At 68.9% G+C, this 21,206-nt stretch carries 19 protein-coding genes; 8 read left to right on the top strand and 11 right to left on the bottom strand.

The annotated features are described in order from the left end of the window. Positions 1 to 11 precede the first annotated feature (11 nt). Positions 12 to 914 (bottom strand): GNAT family N-acetyltransferase, encoded by a 903-nt coding sequence (locus EV653_RS05655; protein ID WP_238159581.1) that lies wholly within the window; start codon positions 912 to 914, stop codon positions 12 to 14. A 127-nt stretch (positions 915 to 1,041) separates the two neighbouring features. On the opposite strand from EV653_RS05655, the gene EV653_RS05650 reads away from it, so the two are divergent. Beyond that, the gene (locus EV653_RS05650) at positions 1,042 to 2,049 is read left to right on the top strand and encodes a hypothetical protein (protein WP_134098610.1); all 1,008 of its coding nucleotides are present in this window, start codon (positions 1,042 to 1,044) and stop codon (positions 2,047 to 2,049) included. A gap of 128 nt (positions 2,050 to 2,177) precedes the next feature. Continuing rightward, positions 2,178 to 2,498, top strand: a complete 321-nt coding sequence (locus EV653_RS05645; protein WP_134098608.1) for a Fe-S cluster assembly protein HesB — start codon at positions 2,178 to 2,180, stop codon at positions 2,496 to 2,498. A 122-nt stretch (positions 2,499 to 2,620) separates the two neighbouring features. Here EV653_RS05645 and EV653_RS05640 read toward each other — a convergent pair whose 3' ends face one another. Together EV653_RS05640 and EV653_RS05635 are read right to left on the bottom strand one after the other, a co-directional pair. Then, positions 2,621 to 4,417 (bottom strand): ABC transporter ATP-binding protein, encoded by a 1,797-nt coding sequence (locus EV653_RS05640; protein ID WP_134098606.1) that lies wholly within the window; start codon positions 4,415 to 4,417, stop codon positions 2,621 to 2,623. Continuing rightward, a complete protein-coding gene (locus EV653_RS05635; RefSeq protein WP_134098604.1) occupies positions 4,414 to 6,255 on the bottom strand; it encodes an ABC transporter ATP-binding protein in 1,842 nt (613 codons plus the stop codon). The genes EV653_RS05640 and EV653_RS05635 overlap by 4 nt, the downstream gene beginning before the upstream one ends. A 93-nt stretch (positions 6,256 to 6,348) precedes the next feature. On the opposite strand from EV653_RS05635, the gene EV653_RS05630 reads away from it, so the two are divergent. Further along, positions 6,349 to 6,990 carry a TIGR03085 family metal-binding protein gene (locus tag EV653_RS05630; RefSeq protein ID WP_134098601.1) on the top strand — a complete coding sequence of 214 codons (642 nt, stop codon included), beginning with the start codon at positions 6,349 to 6,351 and terminating at the stop codon, positions 6,988 to 6,990. On the opposite strand, the gene EV653_RS05625 is transcribed toward EV653_RS05630, so the two are convergent. From EV653_RS05625 to EV653_RS05610, 4 genes are all read right to left on the bottom strand, one after another. Continuing rightward, entirely contained in the window at positions 6,976 to 7,557 is a 582-nt protein-coding gene (locus tag EV653_RS05625; protein WP_134098599.1) for a DedA family protein, read from the bottom strand. The genes EV653_RS05630 and EV653_RS05625 overlap by 15 nt on opposite strands. After that, positions 7,554 to 8,318 carry an MBL fold metallo-hydrolase gene (locus EV653_RS05620; protein ID WP_134098597.1) on the bottom strand — a complete coding sequence of 255 codons (765 nt, stop codon included), beginning with the start codon at positions 8,316 to 8,318 and terminating at the stop codon, positions 7,554 to 7,556. Before EV653_RS05620 ends, EV653_RS05625 begins: the two co-directional genes overlap by 4 nt. Positions 8,319 to 8,321: 3 nt before the next feature. After that, positions 8,322 to 10,427, bottom strand: a complete 2,106-nt coding sequence (locus EV653_RS05615; RefSeq protein WP_134098595.1) for an alkaline phosphatase family protein — start codon at positions 10,425 to 10,427, stop codon at positions 8,322 to 8,324. Between the two features lie 66 nt (positions 10,428 to 10,493). Beyond that, positions 10,494 to 11,792, bottom strand: a complete 1,299-nt coding sequence (locus tag EV653_RS05610) for a family 43 glycosylhydrolase (RefSeq protein ID WP_134098593.1) — start codon at positions 11,790 to 11,792, stop codon at positions 10,494 to 10,496. Positions 11,793 to 11,960: 168 nt separating this feature from the next. Between EV653_RS05610 and dacB the strand changes: the two genes are divergently transcribed. Genes dacB through EV653_RS05595 form a run of 3 tightly spaced genes read left to right on the top strand, consistent with a single transcriptional unit; the run spans position 11,961 to position 15,590 of the window. Continuing rightward, the gene (dacB, locus tag EV653_RS05605; protein ID WP_134098591.1) at positions 11,961 to 13,529 is read left to right on the top strand and encodes a D-alanyl-D-alanine carboxypeptidase/D-alanyl-D-alanine endopeptidase; all 1,569 of its coding nucleotides are present in this window, start codon (positions 11,961 to 11,963) and stop codon (positions 13,527 to 13,529) included. 40 nt (positions 13,530 to 13,569) lie between these two features. Further along, positions 13,570 to 14,520, top strand: a complete 951-nt coding sequence (locus tag EV653_RS05600; RefSeq protein WP_134098589.1) for a GNAT family N-acetyltransferase — start codon at positions 13,570 to 13,572, stop codon at positions 14,518 to 14,520. After that, complete coding sequence (locus EV653_RS05595) at positions 14,517 to 15,590, top strand: GNAT family N-acetyltransferase (RefSeq protein ID WP_238159580.1); 1,074 nt, start codon at positions 14,517 to 14,519, stop codon at positions 15,588 to 15,590. Before EV653_RS05600 ends, EV653_RS05595 begins: the two co-directional genes overlap by 4 nt. Here EV653_RS05595 and EV653_RS05590 read toward each other — a convergent pair. Together EV653_RS05590 and EV653_RS05585 are read right to left on the bottom strand one after the other, a co-directional pair. After that, the gene (locus tag EV653_RS05590) at positions 15,553 to 16,185 is read right to left on the bottom strand and encodes a hypothetical protein (RefSeq protein ID WP_134098587.1); all 633 of its coding nucleotides are present in this window, start codon (positions 16,183 to 16,185) and stop codon (positions 15,553 to 15,555) included. The genes EV653_RS05595 and EV653_RS05590 overlap by 38 nt on opposite strands. Beyond that, positions 16,178 to 16,651 (bottom strand): sigma factor-like helix-turn-helix DNA-binding protein, encoded by a 474-nt coding sequence (locus tag EV653_RS05585; RefSeq protein ID WP_166679293.1) that lies wholly within the window; start codon positions 16,649 to 16,651, stop codon positions 16,178 to 16,180. The genes EV653_RS05590 and EV653_RS05585 overlap by 8 nt, the downstream gene beginning before the upstream one ends. 75 nt (positions 16,652 to 16,726) lie before the next feature. On the opposite strand from EV653_RS05585, the gene EV653_RS05580 reads away from it, so the two are divergent. Both EV653_RS05580 and EV653_RS05575 read left to right on the top strand, forming a co-directional pair. Continuing rightward, a complete protein-coding gene (locus EV653_RS05580) occupies positions 16,727 to 17,329 on the top strand; it encodes an ArsR family transcriptional regulator (RefSeq protein WP_134098582.1) in 603 nt (200 codons plus the stop codon). Next, positions 17,326 to 18,582: an MFS transporter gene (locus EV653_RS05575; protein ID WP_134098580.1), complete on the top strand. Its 1,257-nt coding sequence runs from the start codon at positions 17,326 to 17,328 to the stop codon at positions 18,580 to 18,582. The genes EV653_RS05580 and EV653_RS05575 overlap by 4 nt, the downstream gene beginning before the upstream one ends. On the opposite strand, the gene EV653_RS05570 is transcribed toward EV653_RS05575, so the two are convergent. Together EV653_RS05570 and EV653_RS05565 are read right to left on the bottom strand one after the other, a co-directional pair. Then, positions 18,579 to 20,195, bottom strand: a complete 1,617-nt coding sequence (locus EV653_RS05570) for an MDR family MFS transporter (RefSeq protein WP_134098578.1) — start codon at positions 20,193 to 20,195, stop codon at positions 18,579 to 18,581. The genes EV653_RS05575 and EV653_RS05570 overlap by 4 nt on opposite strands. Then, a complete protein-coding gene (locus EV653_RS05565; RefSeq protein WP_134098576.1) occupies positions 20,195 to 20,701 on the bottom strand; it encodes a MarR family winged helix-turn-helix transcriptional regulator in 507 nt (168 codons plus the stop codon). The genes EV653_RS05570 and EV653_RS05565 overlap by 1 nt, the downstream gene beginning before the upstream one ends. Positions 20,702 to 21,206 lie beyond the last annotated feature (505 nt).

The raw sequence follows: 21,206 nt of genomic DNA, 5'->3' as shown, positions 1-21,206 counted from the left end.
GACGGTCCTGCCTAGGCGTTGCGGTTCTGCGCCCTGATCTCGGGCTGCGGCTCGAGACCGGCAGCGTGGTACGTCGCGATCGCGCCGTCGTTGGACGCCGGCGTACAGGTGTAGACGCTCGACGCGCCCAGCTCCTGTAACGCACGCGCACACGCGAGCACCATCGCCGTGCCATAACCACGCCCGCGGTGCAGGCGATGCACGCCCATCGGCTCGATATAGCCGGGACGTCCCTCGCCGGCTGACCACACGGTCGCAGCCGCCACGGACTCGCCCAGCTTGTTCCGCGCGATCAGGCACCGCGCTTCGGCGTACGGCACGCCGTCGGCCATCGCGAACCAGCGATCGTCGGTGAACGTCGACCCGTCGAACGAAGCCCGCTGTACGGCGGTCCGCTCGTGCGCATCCTCCGCGCCGACCACGTCGACCCGCAGCTCCGGATCCGGCACCAGACCGCTCAGGCTGCGCACCAGCGGGACCCACGGCTTGTCCGCGTCCCACCCGTCCTTGAAGAGCAGATCCTGCACAAGCGCCCCCATCGGCGTCTCGACCGCCACCTGACCGTCGATCAATACGCCGGTCTCCGGCGTCGAGACATCGTCGACGATCCGCCGCGCCAGCTCGTCGTCCCGCTGCAACTCCGGCGCGATCGCCATCCGCAGCCAATCAGGCTCGTCGAGCATCCCCACCGCGACGATCTCCCCGTCCCGCCGCCAGACCCGGGTCGCAGCCGCCGTCGCCTCCGCACCGAACCGCCAGAACCACCCCAGATCCCCCGGATGCAACTGCACTGGCAAGCTCTCCCGCTGCCACTCCCGCAACACCCCCACAACCTCGCCCAACTCACCGATCCCCGCCGCACTCAACGCAATCGCCATACCCCGATCCCACACCATGCCGGGGACAGTTCGCATCGGGGTTCTTTGAGCACCCGCCAACCAAGGATTCCGGCGGACTTTGGTTGGTGGGTGCTCAAAGACGCTTTTCCACAGGGAGCGGAAGGACGGTGCGGGGTGGCGTGGGCGCAGGGAGAATGCGGCGGTGGATCGGCTTGAGGATGTGGTGCGGGAGCGGCTGCGGTTCGCGGCGCGGACTCCGGTACGGCGTGGCGTGCTGCGCGAACTCGGACTGGGAGACGCCGACCTTCGGCGCTTGGTACGCCGGAAATCGCTGCACCATCACCACGGCCACTACATCGACGGACGCGTCGACGGACAGCTCGCGGTGATCGCTTGTGCTGCTGCGGCGTACCCGGACTCGGTCGTGAGTCATTTCAGCGCGGCTCGGCTGAGCGGGCTCCGGGTCTGGACAGACGCCCGGCGCTCGTCCGCACCCCCGGTCGACGCGACGTGGCTGACCCGTCCACCGACTGCCATGCGCAATCAGCGTCGCCCGGACGTCGTCGTACGACGAGCTGGTCTGACAACCGGTGATGTGTCACACCACGCTTGGCTGTCCGTGACAAGCGTCGCCCGAACCGTTGTGGATCTCGCAAGGGAGCTGCCCCTCCGGGAGGCGATCGTCACTGTCGACCACGCGCTGTCCCTCGGTCCGGCGGTTACCGAGCTGCAGGCCGTCGTCGGTCGTCAACAGCACTGGCCCGGGATCCGGAACGCCCGCGCGGCGATCGACTTCGGCGATGCGAGAGCCGAATCCGTGCTGGAGTCGCTCGCACGTCTGGCCTTCGCGGCGGCCGGATTGCCCGCACCGGTGCTTCAGGTTCAGTTCTTCGACGGATTCGGCTGGATGCCCGAGCGGGTCGACTTCTACTGGCCGGAGTTCCGCACGGTCGCGGAGGCCGACGGGCTGGCGAAGTACGAAGCGGATACGCCTGAGGAGCGACGGCGCCGGATGCGCGCGAGCCATCGCCGCGACCAGCGCCTGGCCGATCGGGGTGTCGAGCTCGTCCATTTCGGCTGGGAAGACGCAGTCGCGATGCACTCCGGCCTCTCCGCACGCCTTCGCGCCGCGTTCATCCGCGGTACCTCCCGTACCACCGCCCCTTCCACCTGGCGGGTCGCGCCCCACCTCCCCGCCCAGGTCGCCTGACCTTGGGCACGGGTCAACCATTCCGGCGGCGGACTCGTGGTTGGTGGGTGCTCAAGGTGGGGTGGGTTTGGCCCTGGGGGGATCGGGCACGGGACGGGCTCAAGTGTTAACCGACGGATGGAGTGGCTGTGCTGACCCTGACTGAGAACGCGACACTGGTGATCAAGAGCATCACTGGGGTCGAAGGCGCGCCGGAAGGGGCCGGGGTGCGGATCTCGCAGGAGAACCCGGCGGATCCGGCACTCGCGGTGACCACGACAGAGGCTCCGCAACCGGGTGACCAGGTCGTCGAGGAGGCGGGCGCACGGGTGTTCCTCGAGCACAACGCCGCGAACGCGCTCGACGACAAGATCCTGGACGCGGCAGTCGACGACAAGGGCGGTGTCGAGTTCCTGCTGGTGCCCCAGCCGGGCGCCGGTCACGAGAACGGAGCCGCTCCGACCCCCTGACCCGACCCCATTTGCCTGGTCAGCCAGCGAAACGGGGGGGTTCCACACCCTGAGAACGGGTCACGAACCCCCGATTTGCCTGGCTGGCCAGGCAAATCGCCTGGTCAGCCAGGCAAATTGGGTCAGACCGCGCTCCGTTGGGCGATCCAGCTGTCGTGGAGTTGCGTGTACACGCCACCGGCGCCGACCAGCTCGGCGTGCGGTCCGCGTTCGACGATCTTCCCGTCGTCGAACACCAGCACTTCATCAGCGGCCTCGGCCGTCGAGAGCCGGTGCGCGATCGTCACCGACGTACGCCCGGCCATCAGTCGCTCGAGCGCCGCGTTGACCCGCACCTCGGTGCCCGGGTCGACCGCGGACGTCGCCTCGTCGAGCACGAGCAGGTCCGGGTCCGCGATGTTGGCGCGGACCAGCGCGACCAGCTGCCGCTCCCCCGCCGACAGCGATTCACCGCGCTGGCCGACCGGCGATTGCAGACCGTCGGGCAACGACTCCAGCCAGTCCGTCAGCCCGAGCGACTCGAACGCCGTCACCAACTCCGCGTCGGTCACCTCGGGCCGGCCGAACCGAACGTTCTCGGCCAGTGACGCATCGAACAGGTACCCGTCCTGCGGCACCATCACGACCCGCTCCCGCAGCGACTCGAAGGAAATCTCGCGAGCGTCCACTCCGTCGAGCCTGACCGCGCCCGAGGTCGGGTCCATCAACCGGGTCAGCAGCTTCGCGAACGTCGTCTTCCCGGATCCGGTCTCGCCCACGACCGCGACCCGCCGATGCGGCGCGATCCGTGCGTTGACATCGCGGAGCACCAGCTCGCCTTCCGGATAAGCGAAATCGACGTGGTTGAACTCGACCGTGATCGGCCCGCGCGCCTGCTTCACACCGTCTTCGCCGGGGTCCACGACGTCGGCCGGCGTCGCGATCACGCCGAGCACCCGCCGCCACCCGGCGAACGCGCTCCGTGCGTCGGTCAGCACCTGCGTCGCGATCTGGACCGGGTCCGAGAACAGCGACACCAGGAACATGAACGCGAGCAGCTCGCCCAGCGTCGCCTGCTTGTCCACCCCGAGCAGTACGCCGACCGTCAGCACGCCCGCGTTCGCTAAACCGGCCGCCAGACCACCGATCGAGAAGGTCAGACCGGTGATCGCCTGCGCCTTGGTCGCGGTCTTGCGGTAGTCCTCGATCGACGCGTCGATGCGGTCCTGCGTCCGCTTCTCGATCGCGTACGAGCGGACCACCTGCGCGCCGACGACCGGCTCCGAGATCGCCGACAGCATCTCGCCGACCTTCGCGCGGACCACGCCGTACGCCGCCGACATCGCGCGCTGCAGGTACTTCAGGCTGGCGAACAGCGGGATGAAGCACAGCAGCACGACCAGCGCGAGCTGCCAGGAGTAGAAGAACATCACCACGGTCGCCAGCGCCATCTGCCCGAGGCTCACGATGAAGATGAACCCGCCGAACTGCAGGAACTGCGACACCGTGTCCACATCCGACGTGACCCGGCTGACCAGCGCGCCGCGCCGCTCGGTGCTCTGCGTGAGCACCGGCAGGTCGTGCACGTGCCGGAACGCCTTGATCCGCATCGTCGCCAGCCCGGACTCGGAGTTGATCGCGAGCCGGACAGTCGTCAGGTACGACGCTCCGGCGGTCAGGATCACGCCCAGCGCGCAGACGAGGCACATCCAGGCGACGTACGACATGTCCGGACCGTTGGGACCGGACAGTCCCTTGTCGATCGTCTGCTGCACAGCGATCGGTACGACGATCCGCCCGGCGGTCATCGTCAACGCGAGAATCCCGGTCAGCCCCCATCCGCGCCCCAACTCCGGTGAGACCTTCAAACCGTCCTTGAGGGTCTGCAGACCACCGGCATTGTCGCCATGGTCAAGCCGAGACGCTTCCGCGGCACTCACGCTGTTGCTCCTTCGGCATCGAGATCGAGCTCCGCCTCTTCCAGGCGGCGCTCGGCGTCGTTCTCGTACGCGTCGACCAGGTCCCGGTACGCCGGTGTCGACGACTGCAGCTCGGTATGGGTGCCGTGCGCCAAGATCCGGCCGTCGTCCATGAACAGCACCTCGTCGGCGAGCGAGATCGTCGCCTTCCGGTACGCGATCACCAGCACGGTTGTCGCCGCTCCGGCGTCGTCGTGGACGGCGCTTCGCAGCCCGGCCAGGATGCGTGCCTCCACCTGCGGGTCGACGGCGCTCGTCGCGTCGTCCAGGATCAGCAGCCGCGGTCGGCGTACGAGGGCACGGGCCAGCGCGATCCGCTGCCGCTGCCCGCCGGACAGCGTCGTACCGCGCTCGCCGACCTTGGTGTCGAGTCCCTCGGGCAGCGCCTTCACGAATCCGTCACCCTGCGCGATCCGCAGCGCCTCCCACACGTCGTCGTCGCTGTAGTCGCCGCCGAGCGTGATGTTGCCGCGGATCGTGTCGTCGAACAAGAACGCCGTCTGCGCGACCAGCGCGACCGAGCCGGCCAGTTCGTCGCGCGCCAGGTCCCGCAGATCGACCCCGTCGACCTTGACTGCGCCCTGCTCCGGGTCGACGAGCCGGGTGAGCAGCGTGGTCAGCGTGGACTTGCCGGCGCCCGTCGGCCCGACGACCGCGACCGTCCGCCCGGGCTCGATGGTGAAGTCCATCCCGGCGAGCACGTCACGCTCGGGCAGGTATCCGAACCGTACGCCGGCCACCTGCAGCCGGGCCGCCTTCGTCGACGTCAGCCGCGCCTCGCCGTACTCCATCCCGCCCGTGGCCGTCAGCACGCGCTGCACCCGGTCCCAGCCGACGACGGACCGCGGGAGCTCACCGAGCACCCAGCCGAGCGCCCGGATCGGGAAGCCGATCAGCGTGAACAGGAACGCCACCTGCACGACGTCACCGGCATCCGCGCCGCCGGACCGCACCCGGCCGACGCCGACCAGCAGCACGGCGAGGACGCCGAGCCGGGGCAGACCGTCGATGACCGGGTCGAACATGCCGCGGGCCTTGTTGACCGCGATGTTCGCGTCGCGCAGCGCGTTCGTGGGACCGCGGAACCGCTCGGTCTCGGCGGCCTCCCGGCCCAGCGTCTTGACCACGAGCGCGCCGTCGAACGACTCGTGCGCCACCTCGGAGACGTCGGCGCGAAGCTGCTGCGCCCGGGTCGCGAGCGGCTGCAGGTAGCGCTGGAAGATCACGTTCGCGATGAAGACCAGCGGGAACACCAGGCATCCCACCAGGGCCAGCCAGACGTCGGCCGCGAACATCGCGATCGTCGCGAACACCAGCATCGCGATCACGCCGATCGCCATCGGCAGCGGCGCGATCACGAACCAGGTCGACTCCACGTCGGCGTTCGCGTTCGACAGCAACATGCCGGTCGAGTGCTGGTGGTGCCACTCGAGCGGAAGCTTTAGGTACTGCCGGGTGACGCGGTTGCGGTACGTCGCCTGCAGCCGGAACTGCATCACGCCGGCCCCGAGGCGCCGCCCGACGACGCCGATCGCGTTCAGGATCGCGATCCCGAGGAACAGCGAGATCAGCGTGACGATCGCGCCGGTGGTGGTCTCGCCGCTCTCGAACGCGGGCCGGATCACGTGATCGGTCGACCAGCCCAGGGCCCAGCCGCCGGCCACCGTCATCCCGCCGTACAGCATGCTGGCGAGCACGGACAGCGCGAAGATGCCCGGCTCCTCCCAGATCGCGACCCGCAGCACCCCGAACCCCCGCCGGGTGACGCTGCCCTTGTCGGGGACTTTCGGGACAGGCAAGACACACTCCAGGCAGTCAGGTGCATACGTGGGACACAGGCATGACAACGATTGACATTCTGCCACCCGCACCCGACAACTACGATCGAGTATGTGACCGACTACAGCCGGGTAGAACGACTTGCGCTCAGTGACCTGCTCGACCAGCTGGGGCCTGATCAGCCCACGCTGTGTGAGGGGTGGGACACCTACGACCTCGCGGTCCACCTGTACGTCCGGGAGGCCGACCCGATGGCCGGTCCCGGGATCATGATCGCGGCGCTGGCCGACACCACCGAGCGAAGAATGAAGCGGGCCAAGGAGCGCTACAGCTTCACTGAGGTGGTCGACAAGGTCCGCAACGGGCCGCCCGCGGTCTCCATCTATGCCCTGCCGAAGATCGGTCACCAGCTCAACACGACCGAGTACTTCGTGCATCACGAAGACGTCCGCCGCGCGCAACCGGCGTACGTCGTTCGCACGCTGCCCGCCGATCAGCAGGAGGGCCTGTGGAAGGCGGTCCGGCTGGCATCGAAGACGATGACCCGGAAATCGCCGAGCGGCCTGGTCCTCAGGCGGCCCGACGGCACGACGGCGGTCGCGAAGCGGCCGACCGAGCTGGGTTCGGTGACCGTGACGGGTGAGCCGGGTGAGCTGGTGCTGTTCTGTTTCGGGCGTCAGCAGGTGGCCGACGTAGAACTGGACGGCGAGGCGGAGGCTGTGGATCAGCTCCGCAACGCGTCATTCGGGGTGTGACTTCCGCCGGGCGCGCTGGACCAGGCTGCTGACGACGGTGGTGAGGATGACCAGCACGATCGCCGCCAGCACGCCCTGCCACGGCTCGTCGAAGAGCGCGTAGCCGAGCAGTCCGATCGCCATGTAGACCGCGGCCCACAGCGAGGACGCGGCCAGATCGACCAGCGCGAACCGCTCCCACGGATACCCGGCCAGGCCGGCCGCCAGCAGCACGGGCACGCGTCCGCCGGGGATCAGCCGCGACGTCAGCAGTACGCCGATCTCGTGCTCGGACAACCTGTCCCGGAGCGCGTCGAGCGACGCGTTGTCCCGCAACCACCCGATCCGCTTGGCCAGTCGCTCGCCGCCGAAGCGGCACCCGGCGTACACGATCAGGTCGCCGATATAGGCACCCGCGGCGCCTGCGATCAGCACCCCGCCCAACCCGATCGGGTTGTTGTGCGACGCCAGTACGGCGCCGGCCGAGACCGCGGCGCCCGTCGGCAGCACAGGAAGCACCGCTCCGATCAGCACCGCCCCCGCCAAAGCCAACAGGTACCAAAGGTCGAACTTGGCGTCTCCGCTCACGCCTGCACCTCGAGCGATTCGCCCGGCACCAGGAGCTCCACCTTCACCGCGGGGTCCACCTCGGCCATCGCGGCCCGGAACCTGTCCCCCGGTGGGAGGAACAACTCCGGTTTGACCCAATCGAAGCCGATCGGCCAGAACGTCCCGAAATGTACCGGCACCGCCCTCGAAGCGCCGACCCGCCGCACCGCCTCAGCCGCCCGCACCGGATCCAGGTGTCCCGGCCCGAGCGACGGCCCCCATCCACCCACCGGCACCAGCGCAAGGTCGACCTGACCGGCCTCCGCCGCCAACCCGTCGTACAGGTCCGTGTCGCCGGCGAACCAGACACTCGGCGAGCTGTCGATCCGGTAGCCCACCGCCTGCGCGGAGTACGACGACCAGGGCAGGCGCCGCCCGTCGTGATGGGCCGTGACGACGGTGATCTCGAGCGATCCGATCGTGATTTGATTGCCCGGGGCAACTTCGATGCAGCGCTCGGAGTACGCCGGTCCGCTGTCGGCGTGGATCAGCTTCGCCGCGCCGCGCGGCACCACCAACGCGGCGTCCGGCGCGACCAGCGGCAGCGAGGTGAGGTGCAGGTGGTCGGCGTGCAGATGCGAGACCAGGACCGCGTCGCAGTGCCGCGCCTCGGGTGACGGGTTCGGACCGCGGCGGCGGCGCAGGTGCGCGATCCGCGAGGTCAGCACCGGATCGGTCAGGAGCCGCGTGCCGCTCGCCTCGATGGTGGTGGTGGCGTGCCCCCACCAGGTGATTCGCACGCTTCAGGCCTCAACCTTCGACTCGACCGGTTCCTTCAGGTCCTTGCGGTGCCCCAGCTGCTCCAGCCAGCCGACCAGCACTTCATGGACCGCGTCGGAGCCTACGGGAGTCTCGTTCAGCTCCCAGCGCGACGGGTGCACCAGGACCGCGTCGGTCTGCCAGCCGCCGATCCCGCCGTGGCAACCGACCAGCTCCTCGAACGCCGCCACCTCGTGCGTGTAATCGTCCAGCCGGCTGACCACGACGAGATCACCGTTGTGCGCCATCTCTGCCTGCCGGAGCATCGACGCGGCCGCCAGTTCGCCGAACGGCGCGAGCGGGTCCTCGCCCTCGACGCGCCCGGACCGCAGTACGCGAACTCCGGCCCGACCGATCGCGACCGGTCCTTCGGCGAGCGAGTCGACCACTACGAACCCGATGCCGGGATGCATCGCGAGGCCCGGGATCAGCTTCGGATGCAGCAGCTCGATCTCCTCCAACGGCACCCGACCAGGCGTCGTGGCAAGGTAGATCAGTGCCAGGTTCCCGGATGCGGTAACGACCATCTGCTCGTCGGGAGCGACCACCGGCTCGCAGTCCTTCGGACCGAGCTGGACCTCGCCGCTCTTCACGTGCAGCGCCCTGCGGGTCATGGAGCCGGCCACGCTGCGGCGCATCGCCAGCTCGGTGAGGAACGCGTTGACCGGACCCCAGCCCTCGGACTTGCCGACCGCCGCGACCGGCTCCTTGGTGGTGTCGACCAGGTCGTCGACCACCTCGGTCAGCGTCCGGCCGTACCGCTGGTGGAACGTGGAGCCCTGGCTCTGGCCGTGGTCGGACAGCACGACGATCTCGTACGAGTGCGGCAGGATGTCGATGATCCGCTGGAGCGCGCCGAGCACGCGGTCCAGTCCTTCGAGTGTCTGCAGCGACTCGGCCCGGGTCGGACCGGCGTGGTGTGCGACCTCGTCGTAGTCGACGAAGTCGCAGTAGATGACCGGTGTGCCCTTGACCAGCTCGTCGGTGATCAGCGAGACGTTCAGGTCGCGGAGCAGCACGTTGGTGATCGCGCGCAGGAAGATGTACCCACCGCCGCGTTTCACTCGCGGGACCAGATGCCGGACGCGTTGCCGCCGGGCCTGGTGCAGCTCCTTGATCATCTCCGCGACACACAGGATCAGCCCGCGGGCGGCACCCTGCGGACTCGAGAAGAACCGGACGTACCCGTGGCTGCGGCTGTTCGGCAGGGCGGCCCGGCTGAACACCAGCTCGCACTTCTCCGCGTCACCGGACCAGTTGTTGCTGATGCTGACACCGCCGTCCGCGAGCAGGCCGCGTCCGGTCGACATCCGTTCCTCGAGCTCCGCCGCGTCCCGGCCACGGTTCGTGACCATCACCCGGCCGGTCTCCTTCTCGTACCAACGGAACGCCGGGATGTGCTTCGACCCGCCGTGCAGGATGCCGGCCTGGCTCGCGGGCGTGGTCGCCGGTACGCCGGTGTGCCAGGCGAGCATCGAGTGGTTGCCCTCGCGGATCCAGCCGCCGAGGTTCGGCAGGTTGCCGGCCAGGACCATCCAGTTGAGCAGCGGCGCGGACAGCCCGTCGATCTGGATGATCAGCAGGCCGGTCTTCGGCGCGGGCTGGATCCGCCGGGCCCGGCGGTGCACGACCCGCATCACCTCCGCGACGTATGCGTCGTCACTGCCGGCGTACGCGACCCAGCCGACGAAGGCGCTGATCGAGGACATCCAGATCGCCACCAGCACCGGCGCCTCGACCCCACCGTGCAGGTCCACTCCGGGGTCGACGGTGATCGCGAGGTAGACGACCCCGAACTGTGACAGCAGCCCGCCGATCAGAACGCCGAGCGAGCCGATCAGCACCGCGACGCCGGCCAGCACCCAGCGCATCAGCACCGAGAACACCGCCAGCAGGACGACCAGCCGGAAGATCGGTAGCCGGCCGTCGCTGCTGATCTGCGGCAGCGTCCAGAACGTGATCACCAGCGAGATCAGCGACGCGAGACCGCCGTACAACATCGCCTGCAGGCCGCGACCGGTACGGCGGAGATCCAGCCACACCGGTCGCCGCCGCCGGTCGTCGTACACCTGTTCTGGTGGTTTCGCCATCGCTTGTTTCGTGCTCCCCGTCCGTCTCCTTGTGCAGTACGAGACTACGGGGTCGCGCCGACGGAACTACTGCACTTCGAGGTAGTCGACCTCGGTGTAGAGGTTGCCCTTCGTCAGCCGGATCGTGTTCCAGCCGGCGTTGAGCGTGACGGAGACCGAGCTCTCGTGCCAGTTGTCCCAGTCGGTGACCGGGTAGCTGACCGAGCCCGCGTTGTTGCCGTTGACAACGAGACCGTGGCTCGCGGTGGACGCCGATCCGTTGGCGTACCCGACGTGCAGGGTGTAACTGCCCGCGACCGGCGCGAAGACGGTGTTCTCGACCCAGGAGTCGGCGTAGTCGATGTACGCGACCACTTTGCCGTCCGAGGCGCCGGCGGCGTTGGCACGGACGCTGCAGTGGTTGAGTGTGCCGCGCTCAGCCTCGTACCGGACGCGGCTCCCACGGACCACGGGGTAGTCGTTCGCCCAGCCGATGTCCGCGACGTACAGATGCCGCTGATTCCCGACCCAGCCGTGCAGGAAGATCTTGTTGTCGACGACGTCGGCACCGCCAGGGCCACAGACCGCATTGTCGAACGTCGCGGTCGTCATCAATGGCCGGTACGCAGTTGTCCACGGGCCGCTGAGACTCGTCGAGGTCGCGTACGACGTGAGGTAGTTGCAGTCGTTGTACCCGCCGCCGGAGAAGAACAGCACGTACTGGCTGCCGCGTTGGACCAGGTCCGGCGCCTCGATGACACCGCTCGACGTGAGCATCGCGGTGTTGCCACCGACCAGGCTCCGGCCGTTGTTCGTCGTACGCGTGAGCCAGAGCGTGGACGGTTGGCCGATCGCGTTGCCGTCGTTCTTCCAGACCAGGTAGCGGGTGCCGTCGTTGGCCACGAACGTGTTGGGGTCGATCGCGCCGCCCAGGTCGAGCGGGCAGATCAGCGGCGTCGTACCGACCGGCTGGAACGGGCCGAGCGGCGAGGTCGCGGTAGCCACGCCGATGCACTGGTGGCCCGATGCCTTGTGCCATGCGGTGTAGGTGAGGGTGTAGGTGCCGTCGGCGTTCGGGTAGACGTCGGGCGCCCAGGTGCGTCCCGGCTGGGCCCAGGCGGCGGACGGGCCGCCGGGCATCGCGTCGCCGCGGATCGTCCACGGTCCGTTCGCGCTCGGGGCGGTCGCGACCGGGACGGTGCCGCGACCGTTGTTGGTCGAATACGCGTACCAGGTGCCGTTCTGCTGGAACACGTCCGGATCGGGGAAGTCCTCACCGACGATCTCGCTCGGGAAGACGGCCGAAGTGGTCGCGGCGTGCACCGGCGGCGAGAGGAACGCGGAGAGGCTGAGCACAGCCAGGGCAGCAATCAGAAGTCGTCGCATGGGACTCCTCAGGTGGGGGCGGATACCTGTACGAGCAACTTTTCCATCGATTCACCTGAAAGACACCCCCTCCCTTCTTTTTCCTTCTTCCTGCGATCCCTGGACCCGGGGCGCCGGGAGGTGTTGACTCCGGCTAGTTGTTTTCCGCCTGGTTTGAGGGAGTTTCTCGTGAGTCATTTACCGAGAGTGTCGGGGCGCGGGTTGGTCGCCGCGGTGGCCGCTGTCGCGGCAGTTGTCGGCGGCGTCGCCACGCAGTCGAGCGGCGCGCCGACCGCAGTACAAGAGACGGCTTTGCAGCAGCGGCTCGACAGCTTGCTGAACGACAGCCGGTACGACGGGTCGCAGGTCGAGCTCGTGGTCCTCGACGCGACCACCGGGGAGACGCTGTACAACCGCAACGGCGACCAGCGGATGCTGCCCGCCTCGAACACCAAGCTGTTCACGTCGACGGCCGCGATGCATGTGCTCGGCCCGTCGTACCGCTTCCACACCGACGTACTCGCCACCGCACCCGTCCGCGGTGGGAAGCTGCGCGGTGACCTCTACCTGAAGGGGTACGGCGACCCGACCGCACTGGAGTCCGACTACGTCGGCCTGGCCAAGCAGCTGAAGGCGGCCGGCGTCCGGCGGGTCGACGGCGACCTGATCGCGGACGACTCGTACTTCGACCACGTCCGGCTCGGCGACAGCTGGGCCTGGGACGACGAGCCGTACTACTACAACGCCCAGATCTCCGCGCTGACGCTGGCCCCGAACACCGACTACGACTCCGGTACGGCGATCGTCGAGACCCGTCCCGGGGCCGCGGCCGGGGCGCCGGTGAACCTGAACCTCGTCCCCGCGAACGGCGTGCTCAAGATCGTCAACACCGCGACGACCGGCGCGGCCGGGACCTCGAACACGATCAGCGTCGATCGCGACCACGGCACCAACGTCGTCCGGGTGACCGGCTCGATGCCGCTCGGGTCCGCGGTCGAGCAGGACTGGGTGACCGTCTGGGAGCCCGAGCTGTACGCCGCCGACGTGTTCCGCCGGGCGCTGACCGCGCAAGGCATCTCGGTCAGCGGCCACATCAAGAACGCGACCACCCCGACCGGCGCTTCCCGCCTGGCCCGGGACGAGTCGATGACCGTCGGCGAGCTGCTCACGCCGTTCCTCAAGCTCTCGAACAACATGCACGCCGAGACGCTGGTGAAGGCGATGGGCGCAGTCGTCGAGGCCGACGGCAGCTGGCCGGCCGGGCTGGACGTGGTGACGAACTACGCGAAGAGCGTCGGCGTCGACACCAGCCGGATCCGGCTGTCCGACGGTTCCGGCCTGTCGCGCAAGGTGAACGTGACCGGTGACGCGATCACCGACATCCTGATCGCCGCGCGCAAGGAGCCGTGGTTCCAGCAGTGGTACGACGCCCTGCCGATCGCCGGCAACCCGGACCGGTTCGTCGGTGGCACGCTTCGCAGCCGGATGCAGAACACCCCGGCCGCAAACAACCTGCACGGCAAGACCGGATCGCTCACCGGCGTCACCGCCCTGTCCGGCTACGTGTCGAACAAGGACGGCCGCAAGCTGGTGTTCTCGATGATCAGCAACAACTACCTGGTCAGCCCCCGCTCGATCGAGGACGCTGTCGGCGTCACGCTCGCGTCGTGGTCCGACCAGGGCACTCCCCCGGCCGCCGTCAGCAATTTGAAGACCGCTCAGACCACGTGTGACCTGGAGTGGGACAAGGCCTGCTAATCAGTTCGACAGTACGGCGGTCGTTCACCACCATGAGTGCATGACCGCCGTACTGCCATCCGCGTATACCGTCCGTCCGCCGGCGAAGGAGGACGCGCAGGCGCTCCTCGAGCTGGTGTCGGACTACAACACTCCGGTGATCGGCTTCGCCGACTACACGCTGGAGGATGCGGAGGACCAGCTCACCGAGCCTGGCTTCGACCCGTCCACCGACGGCTGGCTGGTGTACGACGGTTCGCGGCTGGTCGGCTACGGCGCAGTCTTCGGCAAGGGCGACCACCGCCAGGTCGAGCTGGACCTGGTCACCACAGACCTCGCCATCGAGACCTACCTGTTTGAGCGCATCCTCGGGCGTGCGGAAGAGTTTGCCCGGATGTACGGGCACCCGTCGATCCAGCTGGACGCCGTCAACTATCAGCTGGACGCCGCGCGCCGGGATCGCTTGGCCGGCTGCGGTTTCGAGCCCGGTACGACGTTCCACCGGATGCGGATCGATCACGCCGGGCCGGTCGCCGTACCAGAGGTTCCGGCCGGGGTGACGGTACGGCGGGGTGCGCCGGACGAGGCTGGTCAGCGCGCGGGGCACGCCGTACTGAACGATAGTTTCAAGGGGCAGTTCGGGTTCACGCCGCGGTCGTTCGAGGAGTGGCACGCGGCGCAGGAGAACTTCTCGGCGTTCGACTGGTCGCAGCTGACGTTGCTCGAACTCGACGGTGAGGTCGTGGCGATCCGGTCGTGCACGAACCAGTTCGTCGAGGACGAGAACTGCGGGTACATCGGGCGGTTGGGTGTCCTGGAGAAGGCGCGGGGCAAGGGTCTGGCGAAGTTCCTGCTGCGGGATCAGTTCGCGCTCGACGCGGCGGCGGGCCGAGCCGGCACGATCCTGCACGTCGACACCAACAACCCGACACCTGCCCTCGGCGTCTACCTGTCGGTCGGCATGCAACCCGTCCTGGTGATGGAGGTCTTGCGGCGCGAGGTAACCGCATGAGTCTTCCCGCCGGGTACACATCCCGCCCGATGGTTCTGGAAGACGCTCCCCTCATCGCCGAGCAGTCCGCGGCTTACACCTCCGCCCTTCTGGGCTTCCCCAAACACAGCTCCGAGGACGTCGCCAACTACCTCCGCGACCCCGGCATCAATCTCACCACTGACGGCTGGGTAGTACTCGCCCCCGACGGCCAGTTCGCCGGCTCCGCAACCGCGGTCACAACCAACACCCACGTGAACGTAGACATCCTGAGCGACCACCCAGCCGTCCTCCACTGGCTCCTAACCCAAGCCGAACACCGCGCCACCGACGCGAGCGGACGAGCTGGGACTCGCAGCCCTACCGGCCCAGCCAGCTCGGCTGACGCCACCCGCCCAGCTGGGCCTACCAGCCCCGCCAGCTCGACTGACGTCGGCGATCTCGCCTTCTCCGCCCGCCCAGCCGGCGCAGCCGGCGGGGCGGGCGAGCTTGTGGTGCGGGTCGGGGTGATCCGGCAGGATCGTTTGCTACCCGAGGTGCTGCTTGCACGAGGGTTTGTGATTGGCACCTCGGTGCAGCGGATGCGGATCGGGTTTGACGGGGCGGTCGCCGCGCCGACTGTGCCGGACGGGGTTGTTGTGCGGCGGGGGGCGCCGGACGAGGCGAGTAGGCGGGCGGCGCATGGTGTGTTGGTCGAGGCGTTCAAGGAGCAGCCGGGTGCGTTGCCGCGGCCGTTCGAGGAGTGGGTGGAGTCGCGAGAGAGCCGGTCGACGTTCGACTGGTCGATGGTGACGATCGTCGAGCTGGACGGGCAACCGGTCGCCGTGACCGAGTGCAACGACAACTTCGTCAGCACCGACAACTGCGGATACGTCGGCCGCCTCGCCGTCGTACCGGCTGCCCGCGGACGCGGGCTCGCCAAGTTCCTCCTCCGCACCGCTTTCGCCGCCGACGCAGCAGCCGGACGCGACGGCACGATCCTCCACGTCGACTCCAGCAACCCCACCCCCGCGGTCGCTCTCTACACCGGCGTCGGCATGCATCCCGACCTGATCAGCGACATCTGGCAGCGAACGAGCCGGCCGGCCTGAGGCAGTCGCGCCCCTTCAGCACAACACGTTCGCCGGTCGTCCCGGCGTACACCGTCCGATTCCCCAGCGGTGTCTTCAGGTCGACCTGGAGAGTCGTCGGCGCGGGTCCCGGATTGTTGCACTGGTGGCCTTCGTTCTGGTCCGGCGCGATGCCGTACCGGTACGCCGCGATCCGGACCGACCCGCCGTCCTGGGACAGGATCCGCACCACCGTGTTCGGCAGGCACGGCTCGATCGCGACCTCGTCCGGTTCGACTCCCACGGTCAGCAACGAGACCAGCTCCGGATCCGCCCGCGCCCACCTCACCGTGATCTCGCCCCGCAGCAGGATCACCGTCGTACCGAGCTTGTACTGCTGCGGCGCCGGCCCATCGACGGCGTACTTCGGCAGTTCGAGCCCGAGCGTCGGCTCGGTCGCAGCTCTCGGATAGCCGAGGACACCGGCGATCCCGGCCACGATCACCATCGCCACAACCGCTGCGGACACGACGTACCGTCGGCGCCGTAAGTCGCGCGCGGCCCGCTCGAGCTCCTCGAACGGCGGCGCCTCGTCCGGCGTCCGCTCCTCGACGTACTCGACGAGCAGGTCACGCATCCTCGAGCACCCGCCCGAGTGCGCGCCGGGCCCGGGCCAATCGCGCGTTCACCGCGCCGACCGGGAGCTCCAGGTCCACAGCGATCTGCTCGACCGGCAACTCCATCACGTCATGCAGTACGACGACCGCCCGCTGCTCCGGCGTGATCCCCGCCAACGCGGCCGCCACGTCACCAGCGGGCTCACCCACCGGAGCCGGACGACCGATGAGCCGGGCCGCCAGACGCGGCACCACCTCGCGACGACGCAACCGACCGACCATCGTCCGTACGGCGACCCCGCGCACCCACGCCTCCGGATCCTCGTACCGGCGGATGGCGTCCCAGCGCCCGAGCAGCCGCGCGTACGCGTCCTGCGCCACCAACTCGGCATCCAGGCGCGATCCGCCGATCGACACCAGTACACCGATCAGCGGCGGCCAGGTCTGCCGGTACAGAGCGGCAATATCCGCCCTTCGGTCATCCACGCACTCAGTGTCCCGCCGTACCCGGACCGGCGACAGAGGTTGCCTGCGCGAGATCTGAGAGATTACTCTCGAAACATGTCTCTCAGAAATCCGTACGGCGATTTCGAGATCACCGATCCGCAGGCGATGCGTGCGCTGGCGCATCCGGTCCGGCTCGCTGCGCTCAGCTACCTGCAGAAGAACGGCCCGGCCACAGCCACCCAGTTGTCCGAGCACGTCGGCGCCTCCCCCTCGGTGACCAGCTGGCACCTGCGCCACCTGGCGGACTTCGGACTGGTCATCGACGTGCCGCCGCCAACCGGGAGCGACCGCCGGCAACGCTGGTGGAACGCGGTCGCCCGCGGCTTCCGGTACGAGATGCCCGACACACCGGAGGGCGCCGTCGCCGGACGGCTACTGCGCGCCGAGATGATGAACCAGGCCCTCGAGACCGCCCAACGCTGGCTGGCCGAGACCGAACCCACGCTCGAGCCGGAGTGGAGCCGGCTCGCCGGATCTGCCAACACCCGGCTCGAGCTGACCGCCGCGGAGGCCGAGGAACTCGAGGCGGCGATCGAGCAGCTGATCGCGCCGTACGTCGGTCGCCGGGACGCCGGCCGCACCCCGGAGGGCGCCCGGCCGGTCCGGTTCATCCGCCTATCGTTGCCTGAAGCAACCGATCCGGAGGCTGGTTCGTGAGCACGCTCTCCGCCACCAGCCTGTGGCGCGATCGCCGGTTCCGCACGTTCTGGTCGGCGCAGACGATCTCGGCGTTCGGCGACCGGGTCACCGAGCTCGCGTTGCCGTTGATCGCCGTGACGCTGCTCGATGCCTCCCCGAGCCAGGTCGGCTTCCTGACCGCGGCGGTCTGGCTGCCGAACATCGCGTCGCTGTTCATCGGCACCTGGGTCGACCACCGCCGCGACAAACGCCCGCTGATGATCGCGGCCGACCTGGCCCGCACCGTCCTGCTGCTCTCACTGCCGGTCGCCTACTGGCTCGATCTCCTTGCCCTGGGCCACTTGTACGCGATCGCGATCCTGGCCGGCACGGCACAGGTCGTGTTCGGTACGGCATACGCGTCGTTCTTCGTGCGACTGGTCGATCGCGACCAGTTCATGGAGGCGAACAGCAAGCTCTCCGCGACCCACTCGATCTCGTTCATGGCCGGGCCGGCGGTGGGCGGCGCGCTCGTCCAGGCCCTCACTGCACCGGTCGCGATCATCGTCGACGCACTGTCGTTCGTCTTCTCGGCCATCCAGATCAGCCGCTTGAAGATCACTCCGGGAGTATCCGAGGAGTCGACCGAGCCACTCCTCCAGCGAGCTCGGGCCGGCATGCGCTACGTGCTCAAGCACCCGTATCTCAGCCGCAGCCTTGCCTGCGCGACCACGGTCAACTTCTTCAACCTGATGAGTACGGCGCTGCTCGTGCTGTTCGCGAGCCGCATCCTCGGGCTGTCCGCGGGGACGATCGGCCTGGCGTTCGGCATCGGCGCCTCCGGCGGTCTGCTCGGCGCCGTCAGCGCGTCCCCACTGAGCCGGCGGTTCGGCGCGGGTCCGGTGATTGCGGCCGGCGCGATCATCTTCCCCGCCTCGATCGCGATCGCCGCGTTCGCGGACGGTCCGACCTGGCTGAAGGCGGCCGCGCTCGGTGCGGCCGAGTTCGTCGGGGCGTTCGCGGTGATGTGTTTCGACGTACCGCTGAACTCGTTGCAGGCGGCCGTGATCCACGACCACATGCGGAGCCGGGTCGCGGGTGCGTTCAGCAGCATCAACTACGGCATCAGGCCGCTCGGCGCGGTCGTCGGAGGGTTCCTCGGCACCTGGATCGGTGTCCGCGAAACCCTCCTCGTGTCCGCAGCCGGCGGCCTGCTTGCCGTGCTGTGGCTGATCGGCTCACCAATCATCCGCACCCGCGAACTGACCGGCCTGGAGCCTCCCGAGCTCTAGTCGTGCACGCTGCTGTCGACCAGGTCCTCGACGTCGACCTTGTTGACGGTCTTGCGGAGCGGGACCTCCTTGATGAACAGCACCGCGATCAGTGCGACAGCCGCACACGCGGCCGCGATCAGGAAGATCCGCCCGGTCGCATCGCCGTACGACTGCCGCACCAGCTCGGCCAGCTGCGGCGGCAGGTGACCGACGTCGAGCAGGCTCGTGCTGCCGGAGCCACCCTCCTGGAGCTTGCGCGCCGCCTCGGCACCGCCCGGACCGGCGAGCACGCCGGCGACGATCAGGCTCTTCACGTGAGCCGCGAGGACAGCGCCCAGCGCGGACACGCCGACCGCACCGCCCAGGCTGCGGAAGAACGCCACGGTCGCACTCGACGCGCCGATCTCCCGGACGTCCACGGTGTTTTGTACGGCGAGGACCAGGTTCTGCATGGTCATGCCCATACCGAGACCCATCGCCAGCATGCCGAGTCCGACGTACCAGTACGGCGAGGTGTGGTCGATCGTGCCGAGGATCAGCAGGCCGATGAGCAGCAGTACGCCGCCGGAGACCAGGTACCGCTTCCACTTGCCGAAGCGGCTGATCAGCTGGCCGGAGCCCGCCGAACCGAAGAACGAGCCGAGCATCATCGGGATCGTCAGCAGGCCGGCCTCGGTCGGGCTGTAGCCGCGGGCGATCTGGAAGTACTGCCCGAGGAACAGCGCGCTGCCAAACATCGCGACGCCGACCGCGAGGCTGGCGACGATCGCCAGTGCGGTGGTCCGCTCGCGGACGACCTTGAGAGGGACCAGCGGCTCCTTCACCCGGTTCTCGACCATCACGGCGACGAACCCGACGAGCAGTGTGCCGCCGACGAACAGCGCGGACTGCCACGACATCCAGGCGAAGTCCGTGCCGGCGAAGGTGACCCACAGCAGCGGCAGGCTGGCCGCGATGCTGATCAGGACGGCGCCGACGTAGTCGATCCGGACCTCACGCTTGATCAGCGGCAGGTGCAGGTACTTCTGCAGGATCACCAGGCTGACCACGGCCAGCGGGACGCAGACGTAGAAACACCAGCGCCAGCCGAGCCACGAGGTATCGACGATGACACCGCCGATGAGCGGGCCGCTGACGGTCGCGACCGCCATCACAGCACCCATGTAGCCGGAGTAGCGTCCGCGGGACCGGGGCGGGATCGCGGCGCCGATGATGGCCTGGGCCAGCGCCATCAGACCGCCCATCGCGAGGCCCTGCAGGACGCGGGCGCCGATCAGGAACGGCACGTTGTGGGACAGGCCGGCCAGCGCGGACCCGATCACGAAGACCGAGATCGCCAGCTGGACCAGCAGTTTCTTGCTCACCAGGTCCGCGAGCTTGCCCCAGATCGGCGTGGACACCGTGGTGGCCAGCAGGCTCGCTGTGAGGACCCAGGTGTACTGCGTCTGGGAACCCTCGAGGTCGGCGATGATCGTCGGCAGGGCATTGCTGACGATCGTCGAGCTCAGCATCGCCGTGAACAGCGCGGCGAGCAGGCCGATCAGGATCTCGAGGATCTCGCGGTGGGTGAGTTCCGGCGCGGCGGGCCCAGAATTGGACGCCCCCTGCTGCCGGGTCTCGGTGACAGTCATCAGTCTCCAGTCGATTGTGTGCGCCTCACGACCTGGTTGACCTCGGTGATGGCGTGCGCGATCCGCTGCATGGTCTCCGCAGCGGACAGCAGCGCGTCGTCGTCGAGGTCGGCCAGGGCCGCACGAAGGTGCTGGGTGTAGGACGAGTAGAGGGCCTCCAGCTGGGCCTTTCCGGCGGGCGCCAGGCTGACCAGCCCGACCCGGGCATCGGCCGGGTCGGGTCGACGGCTCACCAGTCCGTCGGCCTCCAGCGCTGCTACCTGCCGGCTCACCACCGACGCGTCGACGCCGAGCTTGGCCGCGATCTCCCCGCCGCGCTGCTCGCCGCCCTTGTACAGGATCTTGAGCACGCTCGCGTCGGACCGCCGCAGCCCGCTGTCGGGCATCAGGTGCCGGTGTTCGATACATCGCACCGCGCGGATCAGCGAACTGACCCCTTCGAGGACCTCCTGCGCCGGTGCGTCCCGCTCTACCCCCGGGACAAGGGGTTGCTGAGCTAGTTGCATAACCCAACTATATACCCAGATAGTTGGTTTCCACAACCATATGCACACCCTGTGGACAACCGATCACCAACGGCCAACCGCGACCCAACCCGCCCCGCCTCCGCCCCCCGCCTCCGCCCCCCGGCCCCGCTCCCCGGCCCCGCTCCCCGGCCCCGCCCCCCGCCTCCGCTCCCCGCCCCGCTCCCGGGTGCACGTCTCAGGGGTCAACCCCTCAGCTGGTCGGTTCGGCACGCAGATTCATGGGGCCTAACCGACCACCTCGGGGTTGACCCCTGAGACGGGCACGCTCGAGCCGGCGGGGCCCCACCACCCGGCGACCGGGTTGGGGTGGCGGGCGGGGAGCGCCGGGTTGGCGTGGCGGGCGGGGAGCGCCGGGTTGGCGTGGCGGGCGGGGAGCACCGGTTGGCGTGGCGGGCGGGGAGCACCGGTTGGCCTGGTGAGCGGGGAGCACCGGTTGGCCTGGTGAGCGGGGAGCACCGGGTTGGCCTGGTGAGCGGGGAGCACC

The sequence above is a fragment of the Kribbella pratensis genome, from assembly GCF_004365355.1.
Classification (GTDB): domain Bacteria; phylum Actinomycetota; class Actinomycetes; order Propionibacteriales; family Kribbellaceae; genus Kribbella.
Note: the sequence above shows the minus strand (reverse complement) of the source record. Positions and strands in the feature narration are given on the sequence as shown.